The sequence below is a fragment of the Microbacterium sp. HM-570 genome, assembly GCF_054165885.1.
The window spans coordinates 2,003,412-2,018,695 of the sequence record NZ_CM135111.1 but is presented as its reverse complement, the minus strand read 5'-3'; the positions used below and the strand labels follow the sequence as shown (position 1 = coordinate 2,018,695).

Sequence of the window (15,284 nt, the reverse complement as noted above, 5' to 3'; positions counted from 1 at the left end):
GGATGGACTAGAGCCGCAGAACCTCGCCGATGTGCAAAACCGCGGCGCCCTCCTCGTCGGAGGCTTCGAGGTCGACCGTCCCGCGGATGCGCCAGTCGTGATTGCCATCGGGGTCGTCGACCGTCTGCTCTACCCGCCATATGCCGTTGGTGGCATCGGATTCGTCGATCGTGACGAGCGCGGGTGATCGCGCCGGTCCGCCGGTCATGATCTCGTCGTGTTCGTCGAAGTAGGCGTCGAGCGCGTCGGGCCATCCGGCATCCGGATCGAGTTCAACGAGCTCGTCGTCCCGCTGAAGAGCTGCGAGACGGATACGCCGGAACAGCTCGTTGCGCACCAGCACCAGGAACGCCCGACGGTTACGCACGAGCGACGGCGGCGGTGGAGGGACGACCGGAGCCGACGGGTCGACAACGGGATTGATCAGGCTCTCCCACTCGTCGACGAGGCTCGAATCGACCTGCCGGACGAGCTCACCCAGCCACGCGATCAGGTCGAGCAGATCGTCGGTCTGCGCCTCGATCGGCACCGTCTGGCGAATTGCGCGGTACGCATCGCTGAGGTAGCGCAACACGAGGCCCTCGCTGCGCGCGAGCTGGTAATGCTGGATGAGCTCGGCGAAAGAGAAGGCGCGCTCGAACATGTCACGCACGACCGACTTCGGCGACAGCTCGAAGTCACGGATCCACGGCTGGCTCGAGGCGAACACCTCGAAGGACTGCGCGAGGAGTTCCTCGAGAGGCTTCGGGTAGGTCACCTCGTCGAGCAGTTCCATCCGCTCGTCGTACTCGATCCCGTCGCGTTTCATCGCCGCCACCGCCTCGCCGCGGGCCATGAACTGCTGCTGCGAGAGCACCGGGCGGGGATCATCGAGCGTCGCCTCGATGACGCTGACGACATCGAGCGCGTAGTGGCCGCTTCCGGCGGTGTCCGAGGCATCAGTAGCGCGGTGCCCTGAGCCTGTCGAAGGGTCGAGCAGGCCGATCGCGGCGAGCGCGAACGGCGAGAGCGGCTGGTTGAGCGCGAAGTTCGGCTGAAGGTCGACGGTGAGACGGATGCCGGCTCCGCCAGTCGTGACCACGCCCGCCGCGACCAGGGTGCGAAAGATCCCGAGCGCCCGCCGCGCGAGCTCGTACTGGCGGGAGCGCGGTTCGTGATTGTCGAAGACGAGCGAGCGAACGTTCGTAAAGACGTCACCGCCTCGGGCGATCACGTTGATCAGCATCGCCGCCGTCAGCTGCAGGTGCGGTTCGAGGGGCTCGGGCTCGGCATCCACGAGCCGCTCGAACGAGGCCTCACCCCAGTTCACGAATCCCTGCGGCGCCTTCTTGCGCACGATCTTCTTCTGCTTCTTGGGGTCATCCCCCGCCTTGGCGACGGAGGTGGCGTTCTCGATCTCGTGCTCCGGAGCCATCACGACGACGGTGCCGGCGGTGTCGTATCCCGCTCGTCCCGCACGCCCGGCGATCTGGTGGAACTCGCGGGCGCTGAGCTGCCGCATCCGCTGACCGTCGTACTTCGCGAGCGCCGTGATCAGCACGGTGCGGATCGGCACGTTGATACCGACGCCGAGGGTGTCGGTGCCGCAGATGACCCGCAGCAGCCCGCGCTGGGCCAGCGTCTCCACCAGGCGTCGATAGCGGGGCAACATGCCCGCGTGGTGCACCCCGATGCCCGCCCGCACGTAGCGCGAAAGAGTCTTGCCGAACGCGGTCGTGAAGCGGAAGCCGCCGATGGCCTCGGCGATCTCGTCGCGCTGCTCGCGCGAAACGATCTTCACGCTCGAGAGAGCCTGCGCCCGCTCCATCGCCGCCGCCTGCGAGAAGTGCACGACGTAGATCGGCGCCTGCTTCGTCTTGAGCAGCTGCTCGACGGTCTCGTGAATCTGGTCCTTCGAGTACGAGAAGTGGAGCGGAACAGGACGCTCGACACCCGTCACGAGCGCGACGGGTCGGCCCGTCCGACGCTCGAGATCGTTCGCAATCGGGGTGACGTCGCCGAGCGTGGCCGACATCAGCAGGAACTGCGCGCGCGGGAGCAGCAGCAGCGGTACCTGCCAGGCCCACCCGCGGTCGGGATCGCCGTAGTAGTGGAACTCGTCCATCACGACCTGGTCGACGGATGCGTCGGCGCCCTGTCGCAGCGCCAGGTTCGCGAGAATCTCGGCCGTGCAGCAGATGATCGGGGCATCCGGGTTGACCGACGAGTCGCCCGTCACCATGCCGATGTTCGAGGCGCCGAAGATCTCGGCGAGCGCGAAGAACTTCTCGCTCACGAGCGCCTTGATCGGCGCTGTGTAATACGTGCGGCCGCCGCGGGCGAGGCACGCCGCGTGCGCCGCGACGGCGACGAGCGACTTGCCCGTGCCCGTCGGGGTCGACAGGATCACGTGCGCGCCCGAGACGAGTTCGATGATCGCCTCGTCCTGCGCCGGGTAAAGACTCAGGCCCCGGTCCGACGCCCAGTCGACGAAGGTTTCGTAGATCTCGTCCGGGCTCGCCTCACCCTCGGGGGGCAGCCGAGCGAGAAGGTCCATCCTCCGAGTCTTCCCCATGCGGCGACGCGGAGCGACGGGCTGGGCGAACGTCACGGGCGGGTCGGCGGACAAAACTCCGGAGAAGTTGCTCGGGAGGGGGCTCATCGGGGCCGATCGGGGCCCCGATGCTCAGAGTCTCCGGGATGTTGTGCGCCATCGCCCGAACGGAGCCCGGGTGTCGTAGCCGAAACGAAGCCGGTCTACCCCGTGGCGGAACACCGCGGCCCGCGCATACGTTGGAGCAACCGAGGAAAGGAGAACCCGATGAGCCACGACGGGAGCGCAATGAATGAGGCCCCGGCCGCCCCGACGGTCATCCGCAACGACGAAAGCAGCCGCTATGAGTTGACGGACGGTGACGAGCTCGCCGGGTTCGCGGTGTTCGACCTCAGCGAGGGCGGGCGGATCGCGTTCACCCACACGGAGATCGACAAGGCCTTCCGCGGTCGCGGCTTCGGCGACATCATCGCCTCCGAGTCGCTCGCGGATGCCGCTCGCCGCGGCGAGACGATCGTGCCACTCTGCCCGTTCATCGCCAGGTACCTGAAGGATCACGAAGTTCCCGGCGGCATCATCGACTGGCCCGAGGAATACGACGCGCAGGACTCCGCGACGACGGGCGAGTCGACGGGATGACACGGCTGGACGCGGCCGGCGACGAGGATGTGCAGCAGGCATCCGATTGTGATGGGCCGCGTTCGCTGCGCCTCGAGGCGCGAGATGTACCACTCGGCGGCGTCCGCGCCATGGAGGTGCGCCGCATACTTCCGCATCGCGAACTGCCGATGGTGGGCGCGTGGTGCTTTCTCGATCGGTTCGGTCCGCAAGAGGCACTGATGCGGGTCGAACCGCACCCTCATATCGGGCTCCAGACGGTGACGTGGCCGTTCGTCGGCGAGGTGCATCATCGCGACAGCGTGGCGAGCGACGTCGTCGTGACGCGCGGCGAGCTGAATCTGATGACGAGCGGGGCGGGCATCTCGCACTCGGAGTACTCGGTCGGTGAGCATCCGATTCCCCTCGATGCCCTGCAGCTGTGGATCGCGCTGCCCGAGTCCCGCCGCCATGGCGCGCCGTCCTTCGAACGCCACACCGCACTGCCGACACTCGACGTGCAGACGCCGGACGGCGAACACGCCGGAACCGCAACGGTCGTCATGGGTCAGCTCGGCGGCACGACATCGCCCGCGAGCGCCTTCACCCCGCTCGTGGGTGCTGAGATCGTCGTGCTGGCGGGATCGACCGCACGGATCCCGCTGCGGCGCGAGTGGGAGTACGCGCTGGTCGGCGCGTTCGGCGCGGCCGACGTCTCGGCAGGGATCGGGACGGATGCCGGGACGGATGCCGAGGGCCCGGGCGATGCCGCTCCCACGGCCGCTCCGCTCGGGCCCCATGAGCTGTTGTACCTCGGTGTCGACCGCGACCACATCGACGTGACCGCCGTCGGGCCCGCGACGCTCTTCCTCATCGGCGGCGAACCGTTCGAGTCCGACCTGGTGATGTGGTGGAACTTCGTCGGGCGGACCCACGACGAGATCGTCGAGGCGCGGGATGCGTGGGAGACGGGCTCCGCACGCTTCGGCCATGTCGTGGAACACGGCGACGAGCGCGTGCCGGCGCCTCCCCTGCCGGGCGTCCGTCTCACCCCACGGCGCCGGCGCCCCTGAGCGCGGGCACGGGTTTTGTCCGGCGCATGAGTCGCCGCGGTGGCCCGGCGGGGCGATAACCTGACGAGGTGCGCACCCGAAGCCCTTTGACGACGCGCCCCCTGACGACGCGCGTGCTGCTCATATGTGCGGCGATCGGCGTTGCAACAGGGTTCGTCGGCGCCGTGGCCGGATGGCTCACGCCCGTCGTGATCATCGGCACCGCTGGTGTGGCCTACGGCCTGGTGCTCGGCTCGCACGTGCTCGCCGGGATCATCGCGCAGGAGCTTCTGCGCATGCCCTTCGTAGCCCTGCTCGCCCACCTGATCGCGGCCCTCGTCGCGAGTGCATTCAACCCGGCATGGGCTCTGCGTTTTCTCGGCACGGCCCTCCTTTTCGGACTGATCCAGGAGGGCGTGGCGGCCCTCACTCGCTATCGGGCTTGGGGAGCGTGGCGCTTCTTCGTCTCGGCGGCGATCATCGGCATCATGATCGCCGCCGTGGTCGGGTTCGTCGTGCCCCTCGAGGAGCTCGCCCCGTGGGCCCGGGTCCTCTACATCGTGCTCTCGATCCTCGGCCCCATCGCCTGGACGGCCGTCGGTCTGGCTATCGGCGCGGCGCTTCGTCGCGCCGGCGTCGCGCGCGTTCCCCGCTGACCGAGCCAGCCCGGGCCTGTCTCAGTCGGATCCACGGTGCGTCGGCGACCCGATGCGTACATCTGAGAGGAATTTCGCATCGTTCTACGCTGCAAACCGCCGCCCCGGGCGTACGCGCGGTGATATTCCTTTCAGATTTACCCGGAGTCCCGCTGCACCGCCGCGGTGGCCGTCCGTTGCCGAGGAAGGTAAGCCTCAGCTAAATTGGATGAGACCCGGGTTTCCCCCGGCCCGATGGGTTTCTCACCCGAGGCTTCTGTGACCGCATCCCACGACATCTCGTCCGCACGTCGCCGCGCGGGCGTCTCGGCGACCGTGACGGCCCTCGCGATCCGGTATCCCGACGCGGCGAGCGCGGCACCGGACGGTGTCTCGTTCTCGATCGAACCGGGCGAGGTTGTGCTGGTCCTCGGGCCGAGCGGATCGGGCAAGTCGACCCTCGCGCTCAGCATGAACGGGCTCATCCCCCACGCGATCCCCGCCGACATCGACGGCAGCGTGCTGATCGACGGCCGTGACACCGCACAGGCCACGGTCGCCGAATTGAGCCCCAGCGTGGCGATGGTGTTCCAAGACCCGGACGCACAGATCGTCACGTCGACCGTCTTCGACGAGGTGGCGTTCGGCCCGGAGAATCTCGCGCTCCCCGTGCCCGAGGTCCTGTCCCGGGCCGAGGCATCCCTCCGTCGCGTCGGCCTGTGGGAGAGACGCGACGATAACCCCGACCGGCTGTCGGGTGGTGGTCGCCAGCGCCTCGCGATCGCGACCGCCCTCGCCATGGGATCGGGCCTGCTGGTGCTGGATGAACCCACCGCCAACCTCGACCCGCAGGGCGTCGACGACGTCGCGGCGGCTCTCGCCGACGTCATCGCGGCGGGTGACCGCTCGATCGTGTTGGTCGAGCACAACCTCGACGCGATGGTGGAGCTCGTCACGCGCGTGCTCGTCCTCGACGCGAACGGGCACCTCGTGGCCGATGGCACCACGGATTCCGTGCTCCGCGGGCGCGCCGCCGAACTGAGTGCGCTCGGGGTGTGGCTGCCGGCGTCGGCGCTCGCGGCGCTGCGGCTCCGTGCCGCGGGGTATGCGCTCGACCCCCTCCCCCTCACCGCTACCGAGCTGCGGGCCGCGCTCGAGGCAGCGACTCGGCCGGCAGGGGACGCTACGGACGCGGCGGGAACGGGTGCATCGGTCGCTGCGCCAGGCACATCCAGCCCCGCAGCCGTGACCGCACCAACAACCGCGCCCGCCGAGCCGATCATCCGCGTCCGTGACCTGACCGTCCGGCGCGGCCGCACCCCGGTGCTGCACGGCATCGACCTCGACGTCCGCGCGGGCGAGTTCCTCGCCGTCGTGGGCCCGAACGGCGCGGGCAAGACGACACTCGTTCAAGCGATCGCCGGAGTCGTGCCGCCGCCTCGCGGACGGATTGTCGTCGACGGGATCGACCCGGGTCGCGCGGATGTCGCGGCACTGACGTCGCGGATCGGCTTCGTCTTCCAGAATCCCGAGCATCAGTTCGTCACGAACACCGTCTTCGATGAGTTGGCGCAGGGGCTCCGGCTGCGCCGCGCGAGCGAGGCCGAGATTCAGACCCGGGTCGCCGACATGCTGGAGCGCTTCGGCCTGACCGGGCGCGAAGCATCCCATCCCTTCCTTCTCTCGGGCGGACAGAAGCGGCGCCTGTCTGTGGGCACGGCGTTGATTGCCGGCGCACCGGTGCTGGCGCTCGACGAACCGACGTTCGGCCAGGATCACGCACGCGCCGACGAGCTGCTCGGGATCCTCGCCGAGCTCAATGCGCGGGGCACGACCGTGATCGTGGTGACGCACGACATGCAGCTGGTGACCGAGTACGCCACACACACGGCTGTCATCGCCGAGGGGCGTCTGCTCGCGCACGCTCCGACCGCGGACGTCTTCGCGGATGCCGAGCTGCTTCGCGCAGCGGGGCTCCGCCGGCCGCCGTTGGCTTCGGCGCTCGCGGACTTGTCGACGCATCCGGAGCTTTCGGGAATCGTCCGGCTGGCGGATCTTCCGGGGACTCTCTCTGCGGATTCGGGCCGGTTCAGCGGAACGGGCCCGCGGACGACGCCCGAATCGACCGAGGGGGCTACGCGATGACCGCGCCGACGCCGACCCTCGAACGCCCGCCGTACCGCGAAAACGAACCGCACGGGCGCTTCCTCTCTGCCCTGAATCCTCTCGCCAAGATCGCCGCACCCGTGCCAGCCATGCTCGCGCTGCTCGTCGTGCGGGACGTGCAGACCCCGGCCGCCTTCCTCGTACTCGCCTACGTCGTCATCCTTGTGGGCGCGCGCCTCTCCACCGGGACGCTTGCCATCCTGCTGCTCGCCGTGCCCGCGTTCTTGCTGCTGATCGGCATCGGCTTCTCATTGTGGACGGATGCCTCCCGCATTTCCCACGGCGTCGTGATCCTGCAGCTCGGCTCCTGGTCGCTCTACGGCGAGGCGCTCGAGGTCGGTTTCGCCACCGCGCTGAGGCTCGGCGCGATCCTCACGCTCGCCCTCATCGGGGGGCTGACGACGACAGGACCCGACCTGACCCGCTCGATGATCCAGCAGCTGCGCGTGCCGTATCGCGTCGGCTACACGGCGCTCGCGGCGTTCCGATTCGTACCGCGCTTCGGGCACGAGCTCGAGGTGATCCGTGCCGCGCACCGGGTTCGCGGCGCCTCGCACGGTCGTGGGCCCATCGCGGCGGTGAGGCGACGGATCGGGTACGTCGTGCCGCTGCTCGCCGGGGCCATCCGGCACGCCGAGCGCGTCGCCCTCTCGATGGACTCACGCGCGTTCGGCGCCCTTCCGCACCGGACCGAGCGGTACCGGATCCCGTTCCGGGCGCGCGATGTCGCCTTCATCGCCCTGTTCTGGATCGCCACCGCGGCGATCTTCCTCGCCCTCCCAGACTGAGCCCCAAAGCGAAGAGAAGGGCGCCCGCTGAGGATCAGTCGACGAGCCGCACGCGGGAGGCGATGACCCCGCCGACGAGAGCGCCCAGCCCGCCCGCTGCCATATCGCCGATCGTGTCGGTGTACGTGACGAAGATCTCGTCCGTGATGAAGGCGAATCCGACCCACTCCACCATTTCCCACAGTGCGCTCAGGGCGAGCCCCACGCTCGTGATGAACACGATCGGGACGCGGGCCCGCGGGCGTGCACCGAGAACGCCGGGCACGACGTCCAGCCGAGCGGCGAGCACGTAGAGCATCACGGCGAGAACTCCCGTGCACACGACGTGGACGGCGAGATCCCACCCGGGCACCGTGCGGTACAGGTCGATCACGTTGCTCCAGGCCGCCACGAGAACGGTCACGCAGAAGACGATGTCGAACCCGGCACGGGCGCCGACGAATCGGGGCAGCACCAGAGGCGCCCAACGCGTCCCGCACGACTCGCGCCTGATGCGGGAGGGCTTCCTGTGCCGCGACGATCGTCGGCTGTTCGCGGTGCATGATCAGCCGCACGCGACCGCTGCGCTTCGACCAACTCCGCGACGACGCGCACGCACGCTGCAGGTTGAACGTCATGATCGACAGATCCGACGCCGAGACGACACCGACCAGGGGACGCGCATCAGGCACGAAGCATCCGGTCAGTCCAGGTACCCGGGCGCTGCGGGCAGGCCGAAGAACTCCTCGAGCGTGCGGAACCCGCCCGCGTGATACGCGGCAGCCAGCTCGGGGCCGATGTAGCGCAGATGCCAAGCCTCGGGATCGTATCCCGTGATGGGAGTCTGGCCGTCTTCGTACCGGATGATCCAGCCGTACTCCCAGCTGTGCTCCACGACCCACTGGTAGGTCGATGTTGTGCCGAACTGCTCCGACGACGAGCATCCGGGCGTACATCCGAAAACGTCCATCGCGATGCCCGACTGGTGCTCGCTGTATCCGGGACGTGCGGCCAGACGCTCGCCGGCTTCTTTGCCGAGAGAAGCAACACGGTCGTTGTGGATGCGCTGCTGCACGGAGTACCCGCGATAGCCGTTCTGCATGCCGAGCTGCCCCGTGCCGGCGGCGATGGATGCCTCGGACATCGCGGTGACGGTGGGCGCGATATCTGTCCGCACAGCCGCGAGGTTGCCGAGCGGCACACCCCCGGGCGCAACCCAATCGGACGGCGCGAAATCGATCGGTTCCATCGGCATCGTCTTGTTCACGACGAACCAGACATGCGACGGGTCACGCAGATTGATGCACGGCGCAATGCCCCGAATGACGGCCTGTCGAAGCCCCTCACCCCCGCCCGCCGCGGCGATCACGGCCGGATCGTCGCCGGCCGCGAGCCCGGCCTGAACCTCGGGCCGATCGCAGAACGCCGCCTCGGCCACGGGGGCCCCGGAGCGGGTGGGCGCGGGGATCCCGGTCGCGCTCGGCGGGGGTGCGGTCGGCGCTGCCACGGCTCTCACGGGGTTCTGAGCGGCGCGCGGCACGGCGAGCGCTCCGCCGATTCCGGCCAGTGCCGCGACCGCGAGAGCGACCCCGATCGACGCCGCGGCAAGCTTGCGTGCGCCACGGGGCGGCGGTGCCGCGTTCCGTGCCGCACGCCGGGAGTCGGGTGACCCGGTCGCGGAGGTCATCCATTCATTCTCTCCGATGTCGCTGGGGCGCTCGGGCTCCCGCCCGGCGGTTGACGAAAAGGTAGTTTGTATGTTCGAATATGGGATGCGTTGGCGAGGACAACAGCTCGGAGTTGTGGACGAATCGGCACTCCCGGGATTGGAACGAATGGACGGGCTCGTGCGTTCGATTACGACACCGGAGTTCGCGGGCATCACCTTTCATGAGGTGCTCGCGAAGTCTGCCCTCAACCACGTTCCCGGCGCTTCGTCGATGCCGTTCAACTGGACGATCAATCCGTACCGGGGATGCAGCCATGCGTGCTCCTATTGCTTCGCTCGCGGCACGCACGAGTACCTCGACCTCGACGCCGGCGCGGACTTCGATTCGCAGATCGTCGTGAAGACCAACGTCGCCGAGGTGCTGCGCCGCGAGCTGCGCGCGGGGTCATGGCAGCACGAGCACGTCGCCCTGGGCACCAACACCGACCCGTACCAGCGCGCCGAAGGACGGTACGCACTCATGCCATCGATCATCGCGGCTCTCGCCGAGTCGGGCACTCCCCTGTCGATCCTGACGAAGGGCACGCTGATCCGACGCGATCTCGGCGTGCTCGCAGCGGCCCGCGAACACGTGCCCATCGATCTCGCGTTCTCGATCGCGGTGTTCGACGATGCCCTGCAGCACTCGATCGAACCCGCAACCCCCACGGCGACCGCTCGCCTCGAAGCCGTGCGCGCGGCCACAACCGCGGGGTTCGGGGTGACGGTATTCATGATGCCTGTCATGCCGCACCTCACCGACTCCATCCCCGCGCTCGATGACGCACTCGCGCGAATCAAGGAAGCCGGTGCGGTGCGGGTCGTCTATGGTGCGCTACACCTGCGCCCAGGCGTGAAGCCCTGGTTCATGCAGTGGCTCGAGCGGGAGCATCCGGAACTCGTGTCCTCGTACCGGGGGCTGTATCCGGGCGCTACGTCCAACGCACCGAAGGGCTATCGGCAGTGGCTGTCGAAACGCATGCGGCCGCTGATCCGGGCGCACAGACTCGACGGGCGCGCCGAAGAGGAGCAGACGATGCGAGCGCGCGGTCCCGGTCCGGTGATCGCCACGCGGTCTGGGGGAGCACCCGCATGGGTTCCGCGGGGCAGCGTCGCACCCGCCGGGCCGCGCTTCGACGTCGGCCCGCCCACGCTCTTCTGAGGCCCCGGGCCCCCGGACAACAGACCCGAAACACGCGAAAGGGCGCCCCGGATGTGCCGAGGCGCCCTTTCGACTACGTGCTGGTTACGCGGTCAGCTCGGCGGCGGTCAGACCACCCGCGAGCTCATCGATCACGTCGTCGCCGGGCGCCGCATCCTGGAAGGGAGCAACGATCTCGGCGCGCTCGAGCATCTCGGTCATCTTGCGACGACGCTGGCGCGTGATCAACGTGACGACGCGACCCTGCTTGCCGGCGCGGCCGGTACGACCCGAACGGTGCAGGTACGTCTTGTACTCGTCGGGCGGGTCGGCCTGGACGATCAGGTCGATGTCGTCGACGTGAATGCCGCGAGCCGCGACATCCGTCGCCACGAGCACGTTGACCCGACCCGACGTCAGACGCTCGAGGTTGCGCGTGCGCTTCTGCTGGTTGAGGTCACCGTGCAGGGCGACCGCGGGGATGCCCTCGTCGGCGAACTGTTCGGCGAGCATCTCGGCGAACGCGCGGGTACGGGCGAAGACGAGCGTCTTGCCGTCGCGGTCGACCAGGCGGCTGAGGATCTCGGCCTTGTTGCGGTGGTCGATCACGAGCACGCGGTGCTCGATCGTGCTCGAAGCCTGGTCTTCACCGGCGACCTCGTGCACGGCCGGCTCGACGAGGAACTCGTCGACGAGCGCCGAGACCTCACGGTCGAGCGTTGCCGAGAACAGCAGCTTCTGCGATCCGTCACCGGTCTCGCGCAGGATCCGCTGCACGGGCTCGAGGAATCCGAGCTCGCACATGTGGTCGGCCTCGTCGATGATCGCGACCTGAACATCGCTCAGGTCGAGACGACCCTGGTTGATGAGGTCTTCGATGCGTCCGGGGGTGCCGATGATGATGTCGACGCCCTTCTTGAGCGCACCGACCTGGCGCGCCTGGGGCACACCACCGTAGATCTGGGTCGTGAACAGGCCCACGCTGCGGGCGATCGGCTGGATCGTCCGGTCGATCTGCAGGGCGAGCTCGCGCGTCGGGGCGAGAATGAGCGCCTTCGGCTTGCGGCCGAACTCACGACGCTGGCCGGCCTGCGAGCGCAGGACGTTCTCGACCATGGGAGCGCCGAAGGCAATGGTCTTGCCGGAGCCGGTGCGCCCACGGGCGAGCATGTCGCGTCCCGCGAGGATCTCGGGGATTGTCGAGGCCTGGATGGCAAAGGGCGCCGCGGCACCGAGATCGGCCAGGGCGCGAACGATGTTGTCGCCGAGGCCCAACTCGCCGAACGTCACGCCATCGACATCCGTCGCCTGAATGGCTTCGGCCTGCAAGCGCTCGTGAACGACGTCGACGTGCTGCTCGTGAGACGCGGTGCGCTCGGGCTTCTTCGACCAGTCGGAGCGACCGGCGGGTGCGCCACTGCGGTCATCGCGACGGGGACGGTCGCTGTTGTATTCGCGCTTCGGGCGGTCGTCGAAGGAGCGAGCGGGACGCTCACCGTACGTGCGGGCCGGGCGGTCGTTGTTGTACTCACGACGGGCCGGACGCTCCGCACCGTCACGCGAAGGGCGATTGTCGAACGAGCGCTTCGGGCGGTCGTCGAAGGAGCGAGCGGGACGCTCATCGCGGCCACGCTCATCACGACCACGCGCGGGACGTTCGTCGAACGAACGCTTCGGGCGGTCGTCGAACGAGCGCGCCGGGCGCTCACCGTACGTACGCGCCGGGCGGTCGTTGTTGTACTCACGACGGGCCGGACGGTTATCGAACGAACGCGTGGGACGCTCACCGTACGTGCGGGCCGGACGGTCGTTGTTGTACTCACGACGGGCAGGACGCTCCGCGCCCTCGCGGGGCGGGCGGTTGTCGAAGGATCGAGCGGGACGCTCGTCGAACGAACGCGCGGGACGCTCGTCGCGGCCGCGCTCATCACGACCACGCGCGGGACGGCCGTCGAACGAACGCGCGGGACGATCGCCGTGTGCGTGGGTCCGGATGCCGCGGGCCTCTTCGCGGCCGGCACGCTGCGCCGAGGTCCAACGGGCCTTCGGAGCGCCGGACTCTTCGGTCGAGGCTCCGGCGCGGAATCCGCGGTGGCCAGCACTGCGGCTACCCGGCTTCTGCGAACGAGCCTCGGTCGCCACACCCTGACGCTTGCGGTCCTGGTAGGGGGTCTTCTCGCCGCGGCGCGGTTCGAAGTTCTTCGCGGGTCGGCCGCCGGCCGGCTTCTTGTTCTTGGGCATAGTGGTGTCCTTCTGGGTTGTCTCATGTGAGAACAGCACTCCACAGAACGCACCGAAGTGCGCCGATCAAATCTGCGTCTGATCGCGGTAGGAAGTTACCCGGACTCTCGTCGGCCGGGGGCCATTCAACGTGATGGTCGCCGGGGCGGATTCGCCCCCACCATCGGCCCCTTGGACTCACAAACCCATCCACGCACACGCGCAGTGTCCAGAGCCGACCGCCCAACACTACAGCACTACGGCGGTCAGGCCTGGGAGAACACCGGATCCATGCGCACGAGACGCACGCCGACGTTGACTACCATGGTGAGTCCGGCCAGTGGCGGCCGACCGGAGGAGGGCCCCACCTGTGACATTCGCATCGGAGCAAGACGGCATGCGAAGTGGACCCACGGGTACACAGTTCGTCCTCGATAATGCGCAGACCGGCGTAGGCGCGCAGATAACTCAGGTCGGTGCAGCGTTGCGTCGCCTCACCGTCGGTGGCGTCGAAATCGTTCCGCCCTACCCGGCGGATGCACCCTCGCCCGCAGCATCCGGAGTAGTCCTCGTACCGTGGCCGAATCGGGTCCGCGACGGCGCGTGGACGCAGGATGGCAAGACCCGTCGACTCGCGATAACCGAACCCGCACTCAACAACGCCTCTCACGGACTGCTGCGCTTCGCCGCGTATAGCGCGACCGACGTCGCGTCGGATCGGGTCATCCTGGCAGCAGACGTTTTCCCGCAGACCGGCTACCCCTTTCATCTGTCGACCCGCGTGACATATGCCCTGACCGAGACGGGAGTAGCAGTCACTCACGAGATCGAGAACAGCGGAACGGATGCAGCGCCCGTCGCCGTCGGGACACACCCATACCTCATGATCGGCGGGGTCCCCACGCGGGATCTGGTTGTGCGGTCGTCCGGCACGCACCGCTTCGTCGTCGACCAGCAACTCATTCCGACCGACGAGGTGCCGGTCGACCCCGGAAACGACCTGCGGGATGGACGGCGACTGGGCGACATCACGCTCGACACCGCGTACTCGGGGCTCAGTCGTGACGCTGACGGGCTCATCCGCCATTCGCTCACGGCCCCCGACGGACGTTCGCTCGTGCTCTGGCAGGGCGCCGGCTTTGATTTCGCGCAGATCTTCACAACCGACCGCTACCCCAGCCAATCGCTCGCGGTCGCCATCGAGCCGATGACCGCACCGGCGAACGCTTTCAACTCGGGTCGTGGCCTGCGATGGCTCGCGCCGAACGAGAAGTGGACACTTGGTTGGGGAATTGAACTGACAAGTTCATGAGATCTCTCTCATATTCAGATGCTCGGGGCAGAATATGGGCCATAACGGCCCAAGACGGAAACGATAGCGAGCTATAATCCTCGCAATAGCCACGCTTCCCGACACCCCCCGAAAGGTCTGGACGTGACACCCCCCGGTCTCGTCACACCCTCCGTCAACTTCGCCCCGTCTAGCTTGCGCCCCTGGCGCGCCCTCCGCGCAACGATACTTGCGGTCGGCGCCACGGTCCTTGCTCTCGGTGCGACTCCTGGCGACCCCACCGTACCCCTCTGGGGCCAATGGTCAGTGGGGATGTTGGCCGCGTTGGCTGCGGCAGCCACGGGTGGAATCCTCGCATACCGGGCGTACACGCGACGCACAGAGATGTCGGTGGCGCATGGCCACGACGAACGACACTGGAGCCACCGGATCGACGCCGTCTCGGCCGGTTTTGCTCAGGCTCTCATCTCGGGACTCTTGGTCGCGCTCACGTTCATCATCCTGAACGGTCTGAGCGGAGACGCCCACGTCACGGCGCTGCAGGCGACGGTCGCGTCGGGCATCAGCATCGCGGTCGTGTCGCTGATCGCCACGCACGCGGCGTCGCGCAATGAGACGATCCACGCGGTCGGGATGCTGATGTCGCTGACGGTCCTCGGATCACTCACGTCGATCCTCACAACGCCCGACCCGAACTGGTGGCAGCTGCACTTCAGCCAGTTGGGCACGTTCCACGTGTTCTCGGGATACATGTTCAACGGCACGCTGATCGCAACGGGCACGCTGATCGTCGCGTTCTCGTTCCGCGTCCGCCGCGTCCTGATCAACGCCCGAAAGCAGGGACGACTGCGAAGCGTCCGCGCTCCCCGCATCTTCGCGATCCTCGTGGCCTGCGTCGGCGCCAACATGGCGATGGTCGGAATGATCCCGGTGAATCATCAGCAGTTTCTGCACGACCGGGCCGCGACAGGCATGACGTTGTCGTTCGCCGCACTCCTCATCCTCACCCCGTGGCTGCTCCGCGGGCTCCCCCCGCGCATTTCCCGGGCAACGGGCGCGATCGCGATCATCCTCGTGATCGGCGCCACCGTTTTCATCTTCGGCATCATCAACCTCGCCGCCTTCGAGATCGTCGCATTCGGCCTGATGTTCAGCTGGATCGGCGTCTTCGCGA

General features: G+C 68.1%; 11 protein-coding genes and 1 pseudogene. 8 read left to right on the top strand and 4 right to left on the bottom strand.

Features of this window, described 5'->3' with window-relative positions:
* Window positions 1-7: 7 nt before the first annotated feature.
* Window positions 8-2,536, bottom strand: a complete 2,529-nt coding sequence (locus ACT9TC_RS09565) for a DEAD/DEAH box helicase (RefSeq protein ID WP_458040294.1) — start codon at window positions 2,534-2,536, stop codon at window positions 8-10.
* 264 nt (window positions 2,537-2,800) lie between these two features.
* On the opposite strand from ACT9TC_RS09565, the gene ACT9TC_RS09560 reads away from it, so the two are divergent.
* The 5 genes from ACT9TC_RS09560 to ACT9TC_RS09540 all read left to right on the top strand — a co-directional run bounded on the left by ACT9TC_RS09560 (window position 2,801) and on the right by ACT9TC_RS09540 (window position 7,771).
* On the top strand, window positions 2,801-3,172 hold the full coding sequence (locus ACT9TC_RS09560) for a GNAT family N-acetyltransferase (RefSeq protein ID WP_458040293.1): 372 nt from the start codon (window positions 2,801-2,803) through the stop codon (window positions 3,170-3,172).
* On the top strand, window positions 3,169-4,203 hold the full coding sequence (locus tag ACT9TC_RS09555) for a pirin family protein (RefSeq protein ID WP_458040292.1): 1,035 nt from the start codon (window positions 3,169-3,171) through the stop codon (window positions 4,201-4,203). The genes ACT9TC_RS09560 and ACT9TC_RS09555 overlap by 4 nt, the downstream gene beginning before the upstream one ends.
* A 68-nt stretch (window positions 4,204-4,271) precedes the next feature.
* Window positions 4,272-4,838 carry an ECF transporter S component gene (locus ACT9TC_RS09550; RefSeq protein WP_458040291.1) on the top strand — a complete coding sequence of 189 codons (567 nt, stop codon included), beginning with the start codon at window positions 4,272-4,274 and terminating at the stop codon, window positions 4,836-4,838.
* 258 nt (window positions 4,839-5,096) lie between these two features.
* Window positions 5,097-6,962, top strand: coding sequence for an ABC transporter ATP-binding protein (locus tag ACT9TC_RS09545; protein WP_458040290.1), 1,866 nt, complete (start codon window positions 5,097-5,099; stop codon window positions 6,960-6,962).
* Window positions 6,959-7,771, top strand: coding sequence for an energy-coupling factor transporter transmembrane component T (locus ACT9TC_RS09540; protein ID WP_458040289.1), 813 nt, complete (start codon window positions 6,959-6,961; stop codon window positions 7,769-7,771). The genes ACT9TC_RS09545 and ACT9TC_RS09540 overlap by 4 nt, the downstream gene beginning before the upstream one ends.
* A 34-nt stretch (window positions 7,772-7,805) precedes the next feature.
* Here the strand turns inward: ACT9TC_RS09540 and ACT9TC_RS09535 are convergent, their stop codons facing one another.
* Window positions 7,806-8,225 carry a hypothetical protein gene (locus ACT9TC_RS09535; protein ID WP_458040288.1) on the bottom strand — a complete coding sequence of 140 codons (420 nt, stop codon included), beginning with the start codon at window positions 8,223-8,225 and terminating at the stop codon, window positions 7,806-7,808.
* Between the two features lie 228 nt (window positions 8,226-8,453).
* Window positions 8,454-9,437: a M15 family metallopeptidase gene (locus ACT9TC_RS09530; RefSeq protein ID WP_458040287.1), complete on the bottom strand. Its 984-nt coding sequence runs from the start codon at window positions 9,435-9,437 to the stop codon at window positions 8,454-8,456.
* Between the two features lie 85 nt (window positions 9,438-9,522).
* On the opposite strand from ACT9TC_RS09530, the gene ACT9TC_RS09525 reads away from it, so the two are divergent.
* Entirely contained in the window at window positions 9,523-10,620 is a 1,098-nt protein-coding gene (locus ACT9TC_RS09525; RefSeq protein WP_458042909.1) for an Rv2578c family radical SAM protein, read from the top strand.
* Between the two features lie 84 nt (window positions 10,621-10,704).
* On the opposite strand, the gene ACT9TC_RS09520 is transcribed toward ACT9TC_RS09525, so the two are convergent.
* Window positions 10,705-12,840, bottom strand: coding sequence for a DEAD/DEAH box helicase (locus tag ACT9TC_RS09520; protein ID WP_458040286.1), 2,136 nt, complete (start codon window positions 12,838-12,840; stop codon window positions 10,705-10,707).
* Between the two features lie 349 nt (window positions 12,841-13,189).
* On the opposite strand from ACT9TC_RS09520, the gene ACT9TC_RS09515 reads away from it, so the two are divergent.
* Window positions 13,190-14,131: an aldose 1-epimerase family protein gene (locus ACT9TC_RS09515; RefSeq protein WP_458040285.1), complete on the top strand. Its 942-nt coding sequence runs from the start codon at window positions 13,190-13,192 to the stop codon at window positions 14,129-14,131.
* A 291-nt stretch (window positions 14,132-14,422) separates the two neighbouring features.
* A pseudogene (locus ACT9TC_RS09510) lies at window positions 14,423-15,223 on the top strand (DUF998 domain-containing protein); the annotation flags it as partial.
* Window positions 15,224-15,284: the final 61 nt, after the last annotated feature.

Bases quoted from the DNA above. Each gene is read 5' to 3' on its own strand.
- ACT9TC_RS09520 (WP_458040286.1), bottom strand. From the start codon at position 12,840: ATGCCCAAGAACAAGAAGCCGGCCGGCGGCCGACCCGCGAAGAACTTC.
- ACT9TC_RS09525 (WP_458042909.1), top strand. From the start codon at position 9,523: ATGCGTTGGCGAGGACAACAGCTCGGAGTTGTGGACGAATCGGCACTC.
- ACT9TC_RS09560 (WP_458040293.1), top strand. From the start codon at position 2,801: ATGAGCCACGACGGGAGCGCAATGAATGAGGCCCCGGCCGCCCCGACG.
- ACT9TC_RS09540 (WP_458040289.1), top strand. From the start codon at position 6,959: ATGACCGCGCCGACGCCGACCCTCGAACGCCCGCCGTACCGCGAAAAC.
- ACT9TC_RS09555 (WP_458040292.1), top strand. From the start codon at position 3,169: ATGACACGGCTGGACGCGGCCGGCGACGAGGATGTGCAGCAGGCATCC.
- ACT9TC_RS09530 (WP_458040287.1), bottom strand. From the start codon at position 9,437: ATGACCTCCGCGACCGGGTCACCCGACTCCCGGCGTGCGGCACGGAAC.
- ACT9TC_RS09565 (WP_458040294.1), bottom strand. From the start codon at position 2,536: ATGGACCTTCTCGCTCGGCTGCCCCCCGAGGGTGAGGCGAGCCCGGAC.